The sequence below is a fragment of the Pseudomonas corrugata genome (assembly GCF_050920615.1).
Classification (GTDB): Bacteria; Pseudomonadota; Gammaproteobacteria; order Pseudomonadales; family Pseudomonadaceae; genus Aquipseudomonas; species Aquipseudomonas corrugata.
Map to the genome: position 1 here is coordinate 1,444,885 of NZ_CP130434.1, position 15,079 is coordinate 1,459,963.

The following is a 15,079-nucleotide window of genomic DNA, read 5'->3' on the forward strand; positions in this document are numbered from 1 at the left end:
AGGGAAAATTGCCATGTACTTGATCGGCGGTTTCATCGATGCTGGACGAGTCGCATGCATGATTGAGGGGTAAGGCAGTGATTCGCTACTGGCCGCTAAGGGCCAGAAGCGGTCACTCACGATAGGCGAAGTTGACCGGGCCGGTCGCGGTGTGAGCAAGCTGTGCGATTCACTCACCTAAGGCCGGCAATAGACTATGGGGCGTATGCCTGCCTCTCTCACAGCATGCATAAAGGATGAAAGGATCCAGAATAGTTGCGTAACATTTCCAGCGACACGCTTCTTATCCTGAATTCTTTTAAACTCTTCCTCGATCAGGGTCTTCGAGATGAATGAGCAACAAATGATGCACCGACGGTTAAAGCGATAGTCCTCTCGCAAATCTGTTAAATAGTCGTCAAATATGCCGGGTAATGCCTTCCTGATACGAGGGATTGCACCTCCCCTATAATTGTTTGAAAATTTTTCACCGTATTTTTTTGCAAGAAAGGTCTTGGGGTCAATATCCATATTTCCAATGTTCTTGATGGCTTGGCCGACGACATCATGCAAATTACTGGCGGACTTGCTCACGGCGCCATACTTTGAGTGAATAAAAGAAACTGAGGAATCGGCTTTATTGAAAGTGATATGGTCTGCCCATTCGTCGCCAAGGTCGTCACAGAAAATGTAATCATCCTTTCTATGAATTTTTTCAACTATAGCAAAAAGTGATTTTGTGTCGTACTTGGTTTTTTTTATTGTATATCGCCCTTTCTCGGAAGTGGCAGCATTCAGTTCAGGGAATGCTACAAGGCTTTTTAATAGTGCAGGGATTTCGTTTATTCCAGCTCCATCTTCAAAGCACTGTCCCATGAAATACATATAGCGCGGATCTGCAAATGTGATAGTTGCTAGGTTGTATTTTTTGATATATGCCTGTAGTGTTATATCTTTGCCATTGTCATCAAATTTAATCTGCCGAAGTGAGCGGCCAGTCAGCGAGATTGAGCTCATGTTCTTTTTTAGACGGGCGGGCCTGGGGCTATCTATAAGATCAAGCTCTTCTGTTGCGGCAATTTCATAGACTCTCTCAAGCTGAGAAACGAGATCCTCAATCTGTTTGGAAGTCATCTGGAACGTTCTTCCCCGTCGCGTCGTATAAAAGATAGGAATATCTTTGTTAATTACGTTATCTACAAGAAAGGACGACTCTACGAGAATGGCGGTGGGTTCGCTTTTATCCCACACGACATCCAGCTCTACAAGTTTAGCGAAGGCGTCCAAAAAATCTTTATCAGATGACGGGTTGTTAATCTGATGGATCTGGCCTTTTGCCCACTCCACTATTTTCTCTATTGACTTACGCTCAGAGGCCTCGACGACACGTCCGCTTTGAGCGGAAATGGTTTTGATACGACCGTTTAACCGCAATTTGAAAAAGTAGGGAATAGATCTGCCTGCGGCGTGGGTTGACAGGAGGCCTTTAAGATCTGCTGCTTCGTACGATTTGCCGCGCATCGCTCTTTCGGAAACAGTCATATTACGCATTGCCATCTTCTGAAACTGAGCATCGCTGTCACTGAAAGCTGCGGTCAATTCCGCGCTCCGAATCAGAGTGGCAACCTTATCGATGGTTTCAGAAACTGAGGCGCAGGATTTTTTAAAGACGACCAAGCATTCATCGACGGTCACCAAGAGTATGAACGCATAGATTGTGTCGTTAAGCGGCTCGCTCCAAAAGTGGACATCCCGATTCGTCGCGAAAACTCTCAAGCTGAAGCGGTATTCGCTACCATCCTGAAGGACTTCTTCTTTGTTAAATTGATCAGCGATCAACGTGCTACCGGGCTTCTGGTTTGAGGATGCCGCATCAAGTATCGAGCGCAAAGTTTCCTCACTAAGAGGTTCAATAACTCGGTAGAACTGGGCATTCTGAGTTAGCAATAATCTGCTAGACACGGCGAAACCTTCCTTAGCGGCCTAAATACAGGAAGCGTAATACCATATCGCCACTGTCGCCACTCGATTTTCGATAGGCTGCTATGGGGCGACTGGGGGCCTTCGCGACAGGCAGCGATGGGTCAAACCTTGCCTTCCGCTTAGTGCCGCTTTCGGCCGATAGCTGCCAGTCACGGATAGCCGCTTGCGCCCCTAGCCATGCGAAAGGCTCGTCCAGTCGAATGCAAGCGTTTGATCGCGAGTGTGTAACTACGCAGCTTGGCGCACTCACGCTCTAGGAAGGCGAAAACAATCAGGAATTGAGCATAGAGCTTTGGATACTGCCTGGCGCTCGATCTCCAACCTTCGCGCAATTTCTGACTGGTTAAAACCGAGTTTCTGAAGCACAAGTATTTGCTTCTTACGATCAGAAAACCGTGTGTCGACCATGAGGCGAGCGATATTTCTGAGCTCAGATTCATCGGCCACCTGTACCGTCAGGCTGAGCATGTACTGGAAGAAATATGAGTCGACAAGCTCGTCACCTGATTTCGCCTGAGGCTTCGCTCTTATAGCGCACTGCCTGCTCAATCTCGCCAGTTCAAGGTCAAACTGCGCTACGGACCTTTTTGCTTGCCTGTACGCGGGATTCCAGCTGCCATCATGCGTCTTTGGACGATGAGTTGTGCAGTAAAGGTTGCTCAAACGTAGGTGCTCGTCGGGGTCGCGCTGACCTTCTCCAGTAACGAAGGATGCTAGCTCGGCTTGAGTGCCACAGAACCTACAAAAGCCCTTCAAGCGCTGGTTGTTTAAGCCGCCTACAGCTTCAGATGACGGTTTCTTGCGCTTACACGCCATCACCAACTCAATCAGCGTCTCAAGCGTTGCAATAAAGCTGCGATCTTTCTTCGACTGTTGGTCGTGGCTCAGAACAAACGCGCGTAGCAATTGGCGCTGCAAGCGGATCATGGCGGGAAACCCTACCAGTTTCATGATCGCACTGAACGCCACGCCTGTACCGGCTCCGGGTATATGCCCTTGGTAGCGCGCAGGAATCTCTTTGGCGTACGCCGCTACGGCCGGGTCGATTAGCTCCTCTACTAGCCTTGCGATTGGATAGCGTTTCGAGGCCGTGGAGTAGGCGCTCCATCGGTCACGGAACTGTTCTATCGCCTCTGCAACGGTGGCGTTACACCCTTCCCAAATGGCTATGGTTGATTGTTTTTTCATGTCAACCATTTTAGCCAATCATTCCGTCGAAGCAATAGGCACCCAAAGGCACGATCAGGCACTCATTCGCAGTGACTGGCAGGGCCTAGCAATGCATACATTGAATAGAAAACTCATCGACAAAAAGACGCTCCTGACGATGATTCCGCTGTGTGAGCGCACGATCTATAACTTTGAGATGAAGGGCAAGTTCCCGCGCCGAATTGCGTTGAGTAGCCGCAAGGTCGTTTGGGATTTGGCTGAGGTTGAACAGTGGATAGATACATGCAAGGAGGGAGGCCCAGCGCGTAGGCCGGGAAGGGCGGTCTAAGCGGTGCCGGGTGCTATCCCGCAGCTTGCGCTGTTCAGTCCCGGGGACGAGGCGCAGATGTATCACGATAGTAATAGGAGCGGATTTTTCTCATTGCTTGTGGATTCTCGTGGTGGAAAGCGGCAGTCCTCTCATCGCTTGGCCGACATGCCAAAGGTGCTCAATCTGTTGGACAAAAAGGTTGACACTTGGATTTCGCAGGCTGAGTTCATCCGGCCCAATCGGCGTGTCGTCAATCTGTTGCGGCTGGGGCTGCTGTTCGCTGACCTAGATACCTACCGCGTGCCCGCGCTGGCCAGCCGTAAGCCCGACGAGCTGGCCGCCTCGGTGCTGTTCTTCTGTTCCGACACAGGGTTGCCAGCGCCCTCGATACTGATCTACAGCGGCCGAGGTATACAAGCCAAATGGCTGCTTGAGGGCACGATACCTCGCCAAGCCTTACCCCGCTGGAACGCCTGCCAACGCTACCTTGTGGATCGCCTAGCCCACGTCGGCGCCGACTCCATGGCCAAGGACGCTAGCCGCGTGCTGCGTACCGTAGAGACGGTCAACAGCAAGAGCGGTGAGGTCTGCCGCGTGGTTCACGTCCAGACGGGAACCGATGGCCAGCCAATCCGCTATAACTTCGAGTATCTGGCCGAGACACTGCTACCGGCGGCCCGCTGGACTATCGAGCAGCAACGGCAGGAACAGGTCGAGACCCGAACCAAGAAAAAGCCTTTCCTTTTGGTGCCCGGAAACAAAGCCAACAATCTGCGCGGATTCTCAGGCCGACAGCTTGCTTGGGATCGCCTCGAAGACCTGCGCAAGCTGGCCGAGCTGCGCGGCGGCGTCGGAGAAGGCAGCCGGATGCAGCACCTATTCTGGCGGCTCAACTTCCTGCTGCTGTCCGGGGCGACCAACAGCAAGCAGATGTACCACGAAGCCGCAGCGCTGGCCCGCGAACTCGATCCGCAGTGGAACAGCCGTTCCAAGGAGCTCATGACTCTGTTCAGCAAGGCTAGGGCTTTTGAATCAGGCGAACGTGTCAGCTTCGCGGGCAAGGACTACCCGCCGCTATATACGCCCAAAAATGACACGTTGATAAACCTGTTTGGGATATCCACAGATGAGCAGCGGCAGCTTAAAACCATCATCTGCTCTGAGATAACGCTAGAGCGTGATAGGGCGCGGCAGGAGGCACGTAGGCGTGCCGCTGGTGCCGTCAGCCGCGAAGCCTTCCTGAAAGCAGCAGAGGGCCGCCGTGCTCAAGCCCAAGCGCTAAGAACCAGGGGGTTGAGCGTTAGGGATATAGCTGCCCAGATGGGGGTGAGCAAGTCGGCCGTAGGTCGTTATCTAGGCAGCTGAGCCAAGCGTCCCATGTCCGTCCGTATTACTAACGGCGAAGCCTCCGTGCCTTTGATGGCGCCCATTCACCCTGATTCAGGTTGGCGATGATGGGTGTACTAGGTCCGTGGGGTAGAACCCGTGCGTATTACTAATGGCAAAGCCTCAACGGGTGTCCCACATCCGTCCGTATTACTAATGGCGAAGCCTCTGAGCTTTTGATCTGCGCCGTCAGTACCTGTTCTGCTGGTATGGCGGGCGCTCTGTATCTGTGTGACCCCGATGCCGGTTGATCGAGGTATCGCGCGACATAAGCCCCCGGTGCCGAGGGCAGTTTAATGGCTTGCAGCAGGTGTGATAGGGCGAGCTGAGACAGGTCCGTGCGTATTACTAGGCGGCTGTGAATCGGAGCTCCTTCATATTGGGGGAGTCTGAAAAAGAAAACCCCGCATTCAAGCAGGGTTCTGTGTGGTCAGCGATTGCCGTGATCCTTCCGTCGCTGAGCCTCCTGCGCAACTCGTATAGCTGTCAGAACTTGCTGATTCAACGCGACACTATTTTTACTTCCTAGCAGTGGTAGGCGATTCAAGGCTTGTGCTCCGCAAAACATCCGATAGGAAGCTGACATGGCAAATGGACTTAACCGAAGCTGCAAAGCAGTCCATTGTTGATCCAGCCTATCGAGCAATGGTCCATGGCCTTTGCTCCGTAGCCACTTACCGAGCGCCCACAAGGCGATTGCGGTGGTTGATGCGAACACGGCGAATCCTGCGAACTTCAAAATTGCCATCATGGTTGTTTCTCCGGTTGGTCGTTGCTTGAGGCCATTCCTGGCACATTTAGAGATGTCAGTTGGCCGGGGGTGACATTGCTTTCAGAGGCCGGACGGATAAGGTTGGACTCTGCTTCTGCAGCATCTCCGCTTTGGGGCTGAACGGTCGTATTGGACTCATCAGAAGCTGGTGATGAAGAGCCGGCACCAAGAGAAAAAGAGTGCGCGTTTTCCATGCCCGGCACGGCCATTGAGGCCATCACCCCGAGTGCCATTGCTCCGCCATTGGCTGCTTGGGAAAGTGCGCTGCCGGAACTGACGACGCTCCCTTGCTGTGGCGCTTGTTGGCCTTTGTCATTGCTGCCCTGGGCATTTTTTCCAGCCTGCTCGGTGGCCTGCTTAGCGCTGCTCGCCATTTGTAGTGGGGCCGCGCTGCCGCCTACTCGAGCACCGGACGCCGCTGCTCCTTTGGCTGCTGCTTGTCCGCCCGTGTTCGCACCGATGCCAGCGGTTGCACCGCCACTGGAGGCGCTCGCCGCAGGCGCACCGGCAAAGCTGGAGTTGATCGAGGTGGCCAGACCTCCGCCAGCCCCACTGGCTCCGGCGGCAACGCCAGTCCCAGAAGCACCGAGAGCACCAGCTGCAGGAGCGGCAGCCCCAGCCGTGGCGATAGTGGCCGCAGCAGCTGCCGCCCCGGCAGCACCAGCCACTGCCATCCCACCAATGGCCGAGCCGCCTCCCATTGATGTGCCGCTAATCATGCCGCCGATTAGGTCAGGAATAGTCTTCGTAAGGTAGCAGCATACTAAGGCTAAACCGACCATTGTCATCAATGAGGCTTCGTCGTTGGTGTAGGCAGCTAACCATTCTTTGGCCGACTGTACGATCAGCCCGACGATCAGAGTCAAGACGAACAACTTCGCGCCGATTGCCACGGTGAACCGCATGGGCGCAATCGCGAAATCGCGTGTCCATTGCGAGCCGCCAAAACCGTAGAACAGCACTGACGCGTTGATGATTACGTAGGCCTCTACGAGCGTCACAAACATAAACGCTGCGATAAAGGCGAAGCACGCCAAGACCAGTACTGCGCATACTGCGATCAGAACTCCTTTGCCCGGAGAGAACACTGAAATACCCTTCACCATAGTGCGGCCGAAGTCCAGGGCTACCGCGAGCATATCGCCGGGTTCTAACGCTCGGCCAAGACCGCTCGCCGATGCGGCCGCGTCGCGGAAGCTGTCAACAATGGCTGTCGACCATTCCACGGAGTAGGTCATTACCGCCAGGAAGAAACCGATCACCATGATGAAACGCAGCAGCGCTCCGACTATCTCGCCCAAGTCAGCTTGTTTCATGACCAGAGGCATAAACGTCCAGATGAACTGGATGGTGGCGAGCAGCCAAAATAATCTTATGGCGTAGTCGTACAACTTTCCTGACCACTGGTGAGATTGCTGCAAAACAAGATCTAGCAGGCCCTGAACCGAGGTGTCGGCATGGGCCAGGTCTGTTGCAGCCATCGCATTTCCGGCCAAGAGCATGCTTGCTAGGGCAATAAACAACAGCAGGCGACGTTCCATAATCAGTACCCCTTAACGCCGCCGCGCGAGTTAGGACGTGCCTCAAAATCAGCATCTGCGTCATGCAGCTTTCTCTGTTGCTCAGACGCCACTGCACAGTCGCTATCGCTTTGAATGACCACAGTGACAACTGAGCCCAATATCGCGGCCCCGGCGCAAATGAGGGTCATTAGCCATTTCGAGATAACCATCCTCAGTACCCCTTCACACCGCCGCGTTTGCTTTCGCGCGCTTCAAACTGCTGCTCGGTTGCTTCGCTAGCGGCTTTTCGGTCGCCCTGCTGAGCCATGTAATTACCCTGCATATTGATTTGCGTGGCCACCAGATCGCGAAGCTTTTGCAGCTGTTGCACGTTCTGGGAGGCTATTTCGTTGCCCGCCTGAATAGCTTGCATGCGCCCCACGGCGGTTTGCGAGCGTGCCACCATGCGGTTGAGCAGGGCGTCTTCCGATTGGAAAGTGCTGGTGTTGAGGTTCGCCGCTTCCATTGCCGTTTTGGCGTTGTCGCGGCCTTGCTCCGACCATTTTTTATAACGATCTCGCATCGGAGTTTCTGCCGAGTTTGCCACTTGTTGAAGGTAGGATTCGAAGCCTGGAAACGCAGCATTGAACTGTGCATCCATGTTCTCAATCTGACGGCCCAACGCCTGCGAACGTTGATAAATGTTGACCACGCTTTTAAGGTCGGCAGCGATGCTCCCAAACATCGAGTTGGGTAGCCCAGTGCCTTGTGTGACCATGTTTTGGTACTGCTGTATCTGAGTTTGAAGTTGCTCTGCCGTATTTAGTGCTGTGTTGACCTGTTCGGCATACTCAAACATCTGTTGATAGAACGTCGAGCAGTTTGCGCAATAGATGGCGTAAGTAGGGAAGGGCGCAGTGTATATACCCACTCCGACGAATGTACTTGCCAGCGCGATAGCAAGCCTTACGTTTCGACCTGACTTTCGGGAAGCATAAGTCAAGGGTTTTCCTGGTTCCAGCTCCATATCGAACTCCTCATCTGTGACGCTCGAGTTTTGATTATTCACTGATATGGAGATGTTATAAATATGCGGATGGTTTTCTATCCGCCTTCACTCGCTTGGAAAGTCCCGAAAGTGTACCGAAATCAACAGGGGGAGGCGCCCTTGGTCTGCGTTCTTAATTGCGTGTGACAGTGTTTAATTAAGGCAATTTAGTGCAATTTAGCGAAATTCAACGCAACTCAAGGCAACTCAGGTATAAAAGCTTGAGTTTGAGAAGGTTTTTGGCGGTGTAATGCTGTAAGGAGTCGAAAGTTGTCTTAAATTTATTTGAACTGCGTTTATTCGGACGGCAAGATGTGTGTTGTGGGTCCACAGGCTTCGCCTGCTCCCCCTCAACACCGCCACCTTACTCACCTGCGGTTCGACGGCATCTTGCTCTGCGACGCGCAAAGCCGCTACCGCGTCTTAAGGCGAAAAAGCACAGCAACAACAGTAGAGCTATTACAGGCAGCACCAAAGAAAAAGCACGGGCTCGCCGACGTGGCATTGAGGTCTGGGTTACTGACGTGGTTGAGGGCGAGATCTAGGGGGGCGTCGACGAGCCTGGAATTGCTCCGTCGGCTGCCATTACCCCATGGCCTAAACAGGCGCGTTCGACCGTTGATAGGCCTACTCAGCGTCGGGTCGCGGGCAACGCGCCGGGCGCGCTTATCTTATGCAGACGGACAATTCAACCAGTGGTAACATCGCCGCGTGGATCCATATGATGAGAGCCGAGGGTTATGATGGATAGTGTAAGCATGGAACGTAACCAAGCGGAAATTATGTTGCGTCTACAAGATGCGATAAATAGTAAAATTAATAACGCTTGGCGTGATGAGAATAACCCTTGGTATAGAGCAGTCTGGACTGAATGCGCTGAGTTGATGGATCACGTGGGCTGGAAATGGTGGAAGTCTCAAGAGCCCGATATTCAACAGATGCGATTAGAGCTAGTTGACATTTGGCATTTTGGGTTGAGCGAGATTTTGGTTCAGTCCCAGAGTTTTGCCGATGCGGTTGAAGTTGTGAGTAATGCTTTAGGTGGCATAGCAGCTGTTAATGATGCTCAATCGAAGGCGAAAATTTTGTCGTCGGTTGAGGAGTTTGCGACTGAAACTTTGAAGACTAAATCGTTTGCCTTGTCGTCGTTTGTTGATTTGGCGAAAATTGTAGGCCTAGGTGCCAGTGAGTTGTATACCTCGTATGTTGGTAAAAATGTACTTAATGCTTTTCGACAGGATAATGGCTATAAAAGCGGCAGCTACATAAAAGTCTGGAACGGCAAAGAAGATAATGTCTGGTTAAGTGAAATTGTTAGCCGCTTGACTATTGGTTCTCCTGACTTTGCCTCAAATTTATATGCTGAGCTAGAAAGTACCTATAAGTCTAACTGTTAAGTTGGGGCGCACATGGACGTCGTATTGCCTGTAGATAAATGGCGCTACCTGGTTACAACGGGCCTATGGCCAAAAAAGGGGAATTTTGATCCTGTAGGCTGGTGCTCGAACTTTACACAAGATGAGCTGCCATATGCACTCAGGTTGTTAGAGGGGTTCACTTTTTTTGCCGATGAGCTAGTTAAGCAAATGTTCAGGAGCGCGTTTTTAAGTGTTTCTCAAACAGTTGTGACAGATAAAAACGACTTGTCCAATGCACGTTTGCAGTGGACTAGTTTTGTTGAGTCTTTAGTGGTGGTTCGTGTCACTGGGGAAGTTCCCACGGATGCTGACAGCGGCTTCGCATTCTCTCGGCTAGCTAGAGACGTGCTGCTGTTAGATGAGGGCAGGATAGCCGCTCCGGGAGCAGCAGTTAATTATCTGGCATCAGGTGGCATGGCCAACGTACTGTTTGTTGACGATTTTGTAGGTTCAGGAAATCAGTTTTCTGATACGTGGAAAAGAGCCTATCCAGTGGCAGGCGGGGGAACCTCATCGTTTAAAGAAATATACGCGTCGATTGGGGGCGCGGTACGATTTCTATATTGCCCAGTTATCTGTACCGAATTAGGTAAAGGAAATATTGCTAGGGATTGTGGTGGGGTTGAAATAATACCGGCGCACTTTTATACATCCCGACAAAGTGCAATTAGCAATGATTCTGCGATTTGGCGGGAGGATATGCGAACTGAGGGCCCTGAGTTCGTCCGATCTGCGAGCGCTCGCGCTGGGATTCCCGACAACGATGGCGGGGAGGGGTGCTGGCGAGGCTTTCATAAGCTAGGGCTTGCCCTTGCTTTCTCCCACGGTTTTCCTGATGCCACGCTTCCAATTTTTTATAGTCAGTTGAATGGCTGGAAGCCGTTACTAAAGAAAGGTGCATTGTGATGACTTCAGAGCCGCTTGATACTACTCAACGACTAAGTAAGACATTGGGGTTATATAAGGCTGAATGGTTAAATGAGGCTATTTTCTCACTATTCAATGAACCCTCCTATTTTGATGAGCTGAGAACTCATCGTCCTTGTGTTCTAATTGGCGGCCGAGGCACTGGAAAAACAACCGTTTTGCGAGGTTTGTCGTATCAAGGCCAGAAAGCCTTATCTAGCAACACTATTCCGGTTAAAGATTGGCCATTCTACGGTTTATATTATCGGGTTAATACTAATAGGGTTACTGCTTTTAGAGGCGCGGAGCTGACAGAGGATAAGTGGTCTTCCTACTTTGGGCATTATGTCAACCTTATTTTCTGTCAGCAAATGTTGGATTTTGTTAGTTGGTTTAAGCTGAACGGTGGGGGTGAGATTCAGGTTCGATCTGGTGACCTAAGGAAAGTAGCTGCTACACTTGGGCTTGAGGATATAAACTCTTGTGAAGATTTAGCGGAAGAGATTGAGTATCTTATATTAGATTTCGAATCTCTGATAAATACAGTGGTAGATAACCCCCCTGAACGGATATCGACGTTAGGAGCCCCACTAGATGCGTTGGCCAGAGCGCTGCTTGCATCGCAGGAGCTTGAAGGTAAGCAATTTTACTTTTTGATAGATGAGTTCGAAAACTTCGAAGACTATCAGCAACGGGTTCTTAACACGATAATAAAACATGCCAATACAGACTACACATTTAAGGTTGGCGTCAGGGAGCTCGGATGGCGGCAGCGAGCTACTTTAAATCCGAATGAACAGCTTACATCCCCAGCTGACTATGCACGTATTAGCATTGCTGATCGATTAAATGACACTAGATTTCCAGCTTTTGCGGAGTCGGTAATCCGGCAGAGGATAATCAGTGCCTTTTCGGATGAAACTTCAGTAATCGCCACACCTCAGCAGCTGTTGCCAGCTATGACCGAGCTGGAAGAAGCCGAAATACTGCTTGGGCACGACGGAGTACAAAAGCTAAAAGACAGGCTGTCCAAAATTGCGCCACCTACGCTCGTTAGCGATGCAAATGAAATAGAACCTGGTTATTTATATTTCTTAAGCTACATGGCTAATGACGATGATGCATTATTTTGTCAAAATTTGAAATCTTGGTTAGATAATAAATCTGAATGGAAACATCGCCTGGATAACCATTTCCATGCATCGTTATATTCAATTAGGAAGGGTAAGCGCGGAATTAGCAAGTATTACGCAGGTTGGGATACTTATGTGTCTTTATCCAACGGCAATATACGATATCTCCTTGAGCTTGTTCATGCAGCCTTTATACGGCATGTGGAAAATGATGGTACGCCTCAAAGTCCTATCTCTCCTAAATCTCAAACCGAGGCGGCAGAGGAAATTGCGAGGAAAAATTTATCAGAGTTGGAAGGGCTGAGTGTTGAGGGCGGAAAGCTTACTAAGCTTGTATTAAGCATTGGCCGTGTCTTGCAAGTTATGGCATCTGATGCGCGGGGTCATGCTCCAGAGGTCAATCAATTTCATATTAAGCAGGATTCTGCTCGGCCTGATTGTTCAGATCAAGTCAAAAGAATATTGGACCAAGCTGTGATGCATCTCGCACTTGTCCGGTCCCCTGGAAATAAGTTGATGTCGGAGGGCGATACGGCAGATTATGACTATCGACTTCACCCTATTTTTTCGTCATTGTTTGTTTTTAGTCATAGGAAAAAAAGAAAATTCTTACTGAGTGATCAACAGATCCTTGGTCTGATATCGCGCCCTAAGGAAACGATTAAAGAGGTTTTGTCGCAAAGCAATCGAAGCGACGACTTGAATCTTCCTGATCAACTCAGCTTGTTCGGATCTTATTATGCGTGAGACCAAAGATCTTCCAATATTAACGGATACGTTCGACCGGGCGGAAGATTTTCGGCCTGAAGAAAACAGCATCTACATCTTTGCCTTAACCGGCGAGCGGAGAGCGTCTCATACGAGTGCGTGGGCATCTTCAATTCAAAATGTTAAACTGATAGAGATATGCGACGAGACTCAAATTTCCTTCAGGGTGAAGGGCGAAAGCTCCTCGATATCACTTCGTTCAGAGTTAGATGTAAAGACTTTGTGGGCGCAGTTGACGCCTGGTGCGAAGGTTTACTTAGATATCACAGGATTAACTCATTCTGTTTGGGCAGGAATTTTAAAATCCGCAATTCTTGCCAAGCTTGAAGTGCTTGTGGTGTACGTCGAGCCCGATGCGTATTCACGAAGCGCTGCACCTGTTGAAGGTCAAATATATGATTTGAGTACTAGTATACAGGGTATATCGCCTCTGCCGGGATTTGCTACGTTGTCGTCTAGGAATAGCGATCTCTTTACGTTTGTTCCTTTATTGGGTTTCGAGGGGCCAAGGCTCAGGTATATAGTTGAGCAAATCCAACCTGGATACGAGTACATCACTCCTATCGTCGGATCGCCAGGGTTTAAACCTTGGTATGTCTTTGAAACTTATGTTGGTAACAAGGGTGCTTTAACAGAAACCTCCGCTTGGCAAGCTGTCAGATACGCACCAGCGAATTGCCCTTTCAGTTGCTATTATTTGTTAGAGGAAATTTCTGAAGATAATCAAGGCAGAGCACTCAAGATAGCCTTGATCGGAACCAAGCCCCACGCTCTTGGGGCCGTTCTTTTTACATTGGCTAGCTCTACCGCCGTTGAACTAGTACACGATCATCCTATCAGGAAAGCTGGGCGAACTGGAGGTACCGCAAGGTTATTGGTTTATCACGTGTCAGCTCTGTTCGACGACTCTTCCTCTATCCATGTGTCCCGTACTGTCCCCCGCTCTCGTAGGTCGATTGCTAGATGATTGATATTCATTACACTCCTAATGAATTAGCTACGGCTATGGTTGAGTCCATTCCAGAAGGGTTCAATCCTGATACTATTGCTGATTTCTCGGCTGGGGAGGGCAGCCTGTTATATAAGGCTGCTCGAAGATGGCCATCCGCGATGATATTCGCGAATGATCTGAATAAAAGTAGTTGTAGAATGCTTGCTTGTCGTAATAAGGCATGGTCAGTTTCGTGCTCCGATTTTCTTAAGGCAACCTCGCACAGTCATACTAAATTTGCGTCTAAAAAAGGATCAATTGATCTAATTCTTTTAAATCCCCCTTTTAGTGAGCGTGGCCGTAGACCTGTTGAATGGTTTGATAGGAATAGCTTTAAGTCTGGTTTGGCTACTCGGTTCGTTTATCTGAGTCTTAATTACCTTTCGTCGGATGGTTATATGCTCGCGATTCTTCCAAACGGATCTTTGACAAGTGAGCGTGACTCTCAGGGGTGGGCACACATTCAGAGTAAGTATAGCGTTGAGATTGTCACCAATAATCACATGAGGGCATTTAAAAATGCCGCTGCGCGAACATCCATTGTAGTTATAAGGCGAAAATCCTCAAGTGATGATTTCCAGGCTCCTCGACCTTCGTTCAAAAGTGGTGCTTTGAATGTTGTACGTAGAGGTAGAGTTCAAATGCACTCCGTGAGATCTAACAAAGGTGGGTTCCCTCTGGTCCATACTACGGAGCTTGTCGGTGGAAAAGTTAGGGTTAGTGATCGTGGTGGTTTGGTGTTATCGACAACTGTCATCCGCGGGCCTGCGCTACTTTTTCCTAGAGTCGGTATGGTCACGCCCGAAAAAGTTTGCTTTTTAGACGATGATATTGTAGTTGCTCTTTCGGACTGCGTACTTGCAGTTGAGTTCGAGACTTCGGCTACACTCAAAGCAGCTAAGAATTATATCATAAATGACTGGTCAGGTTTTTCCAGTATTTATGGTGGGACAGGTGCTAAATATACTACAGTCAAAAAAGCTGAGGCATACTTTCAGGAATTGATACCAGCGTTGGAAGTTTCAGATTTTAAGAGTGTTCATAACTATGAGCGTGCTCACTTGAATTCATTGGGGATGCGCGCTCTTACGTAGCGATTGAATGGGCACCATCGCATGCTATCTGTCTCAGTGACTTCATGCGAATCCACTCTGTCTGGCTATCAGCCTGTTGCCTGAAACGAACAGCAGTATTTGGTGATCTCGCCGATCTTAATCGTTACCTATCCAAACATTTTGACATCTTCGGGGGAGATCTGACACCGTTACCCAAGTGACCTCATGCCCTCGGTCCACCGCGGGGCCAAGGTTATCAATAGCCGCATTTTTCGCATCGCCATTGGCGGCTTCTCTAGGCAGGAAGGAACAACGTGTCGACATCAGGATTGATCACTCAGGCCGTTGTATGGACGCTTTGCGCAACAGCGCTTGGCATTTCGTACTGGAACTATTCACTTTACATTGACGCGAAACGTGATCCGGACAGTGCTAAGCGTTATTTGCAAATGGCCCTGTACGCGAGGAACGACGCTGGAATCGGAGAGGACGAGTTCAAGAAGATCGAGAGCTCCCATTACCGGCCATACCAGAAGCGTTTCAGAATTGCACTCTTCGTAGGATTAAGCTCAGGTCTTGCCGGATTGGTTCAACTGCTCGCTTATCCATGACTCGCTCGAGCCCTAGATTGCGGATGTAAACTTGAATCGCACGCTTA

General features: G+C 50.1%; 12 protein-coding genes. 7 read left to right on the forward strand and 5 right to left on the reverse strand.

Annotated features, from left to right (window positions below):
* Positions 1-177: 177 nt before the first annotated feature.
* Both QZH45_RS06430 and QZH45_RS06435 read right to left on the reverse strand, forming a co-directional pair.
* Entirely contained in the window at positions 178-1,941 is a 1,764-nt protein-coding gene (locus QZH45_RS06430; RefSeq protein WP_055135786.1) for a hypothetical protein, read from the reverse strand.
* Positions 1,942-2,208: 267 nt separating this feature from the next.
* The gene (locus QZH45_RS06435; protein ID WP_055135787.1) at positions 2,209-3,159 is read right to left on the reverse strand and encodes a hypothetical protein; all 951 of its coding nucleotides are present in this window, start codon (positions 3,157-3,159) and stop codon (positions 2,209-2,211) included.
* An 82-nt stretch (positions 3,160-3,241) separates the two neighbouring features.
* On the opposite strand from QZH45_RS06435, the gene QZH45_RS06440 reads away from it, so the two are divergent.
* Positions 3,242-3,460, forward strand: coding sequence for a helix-turn-helix transcriptional regulator (locus QZH45_RS06440; RefSeq protein ID WP_055135788.1), 219 nt, complete (start codon positions 3,242-3,244; stop codon positions 3,458-3,460).
* Between the two features lie 57 nt (positions 3,461-3,517).
* Positions 3,518-4,807 (forward strand): replication protein, encoded by a 1,290-nt coding sequence (locus tag QZH45_RS06445; protein WP_237140470.1) that lies wholly within the window; start codon positions 3,518-3,520, stop codon positions 4,805-4,807.
* 451 nt (positions 4,808-5,258) lie between these two features.
* Here the strand turns inward: QZH45_RS06445 and QZH45_RS06450 are convergent, their stop codons facing one another.
* From QZH45_RS06450 to trbJ, 3 genes are all read right to left on the reverse strand, one after another.
* The gene (locus tag QZH45_RS06450) at positions 5,259-5,579 is read right to left on the reverse strand and encodes a hypothetical protein (protein WP_055135790.1); all 321 of its coding nucleotides are present in this window, start codon (positions 5,577-5,579) and stop codon (positions 5,259-5,261) included.
* Complete coding sequence (gene trbL, locus QZH45_RS06455; RefSeq protein ID WP_055135791.1) at positions 5,576-7,141, reverse strand: P-type conjugative transfer protein TrbL; 1,566 nt, start codon at positions 7,139-7,141, stop codon at positions 5,576-5,578. The genes QZH45_RS06450 and trbL overlap by 4 nt, the downstream gene beginning before the upstream one ends.
* Before the next feature lie 193 nt (positions 7,142-7,334).
* Complete coding sequence (gene trbJ / locus QZH45_RS06460; RefSeq protein WP_081036554.1) at positions 7,335-8,129, reverse strand: P-type conjugative transfer protein TrbJ; 795 nt, start codon at positions 8,127-8,129, stop codon at positions 7,335-7,337.
* A 779-nt stretch (positions 8,130-8,908) separates the two neighbouring features.
* On the opposite strand from trbJ, the gene QZH45_RS06465 reads away from it, so the two are divergent.
* Genes QZH45_RS06465 through QZH45_RS06485 form a run of 5 tightly spaced genes read left to right on the forward strand, consistent with a single transcriptional unit; the run spans position 8,909 to position 14,460 of the window.
* On the forward strand, positions 8,909-9,547 hold the full coding sequence (locus QZH45_RS06465; RefSeq protein WP_055135799.1) for a dUTP diphosphatase: 639 nt from the start codon (positions 8,909-8,911) through the stop codon (positions 9,545-9,547).
* A 12-nt stretch (positions 9,548-9,559) separates the two neighbouring features.
* Positions 9,560-10,474, forward strand: a complete 915-nt coding sequence (locus QZH45_RS06470) for a phosphoribosyltransferase-like protein (protein WP_152980115.1) — start codon at positions 9,560-9,562, stop codon at positions 10,472-10,474.
* Positions 10,474-12,354 carry an ORC-CDC6 family AAA ATPase gene (locus tag QZH45_RS06475; protein WP_055135793.1) on the forward strand — a complete coding sequence of 627 codons (1,881 nt, stop codon included), beginning with the start codon at positions 10,474-10,476 and terminating at the stop codon, positions 12,352-12,354. The genes QZH45_RS06470 and QZH45_RS06475 overlap by 1 nt, the downstream gene beginning before the upstream one ends.
* Positions 12,347-13,342: a hypothetical protein gene (locus tag QZH45_RS06480; RefSeq protein ID WP_081036555.1), complete on the forward strand. Its 996-nt coding sequence runs from the start codon at positions 12,347-12,349 to the stop codon at positions 13,340-13,342. The genes QZH45_RS06475 and QZH45_RS06480 overlap by 8 nt, the downstream gene beginning before the upstream one ends.
* The gene (locus tag QZH45_RS06485; RefSeq protein WP_081036556.1) at positions 13,339-14,460 is read left to right on the forward strand and encodes an N-6 DNA methylase; all 1,122 of its coding nucleotides are present in this window, start codon (positions 13,339-13,341) and stop codon (positions 14,458-14,460) included. Before QZH45_RS06480 ends, QZH45_RS06485 begins: the two co-directional genes overlap by 4 nt.
* Positions 14,461-15,079 lie beyond the last annotated feature (619 nt).

Bases quoted from the DNA above. Each gene is read 5' to 3' on its own strand.
- QZH45_RS06435 (WP_055135787.1), bottom strand. From the start codon at position 3,159: ATGGTTGACATGAAAAAACAATCAACCATAGCCATTTGGGAAGGGTGT.
- QZH45_RS06440 (WP_055135788.1), top strand. From the start codon at position 3,242: ATGCATACATTGAATAGAAAACTCATCGACAAAAAGACGCTCCTGACG.
- QZH45_RS06445 (WP_237140470.1), top strand. From the start codon at position 3,518: ATGTATCACGATAGTAATAGGAGCGGATTTTTCTCATTGCTTGTGGAT.
- QZH45_RS06450 (WP_055135790.1), bottom strand. From the start codon at position 5,579: ATGATGGCAATTTTGAAGTTCGCAGGATTCGCCGTGTTCGCATCAACC.
- trbL (WP_055135791.1), bottom strand. From the start codon at position 7,141: ATGGAACGTCGCCTGCTGTTGTTTATTGCCCTAGCAAGCATGCTCTTG.
- trbJ (WP_081036554.1), bottom strand. From the start codon at position 8,129: ATGGAGCTGGAACCAGGAAAACCCTTGACTTATGCTTCCCGAAAGTCA.
- QZH45_RS06465 (WP_055135799.1), top strand. From the start codon at position 8,909: ATGGAACGTAACCAAGCGGAAATTATGTTGCGTCTACAAGATGCGATA.
- QZH45_RS06470 (WP_152980115.1), top strand. From the start codon at position 9,560: ATGGACGTCGTATTGCCTGTAGATAAATGGCGCTACCTGGTTACAACG.
- QZH45_RS06475 (WP_055135793.1), top strand. From the start codon at position 10,474: ATGACTTCAGAGCCGCTTGATACTACTCAACGACTAAGTAAGACATTG.
- QZH45_RS06480 (WP_081036555.1), top strand. From the start codon at position 12,347: ATGCGTGAGACCAAAGATCTTCCAATATTAACGGATACGTTCGACCGG.
- QZH45_RS06485 (WP_081036556.1), top strand. From the start codon at position 13,339: ATGATTGATATTCATTACACTCCTAATGAATTAGCTACGGCTATGGTT.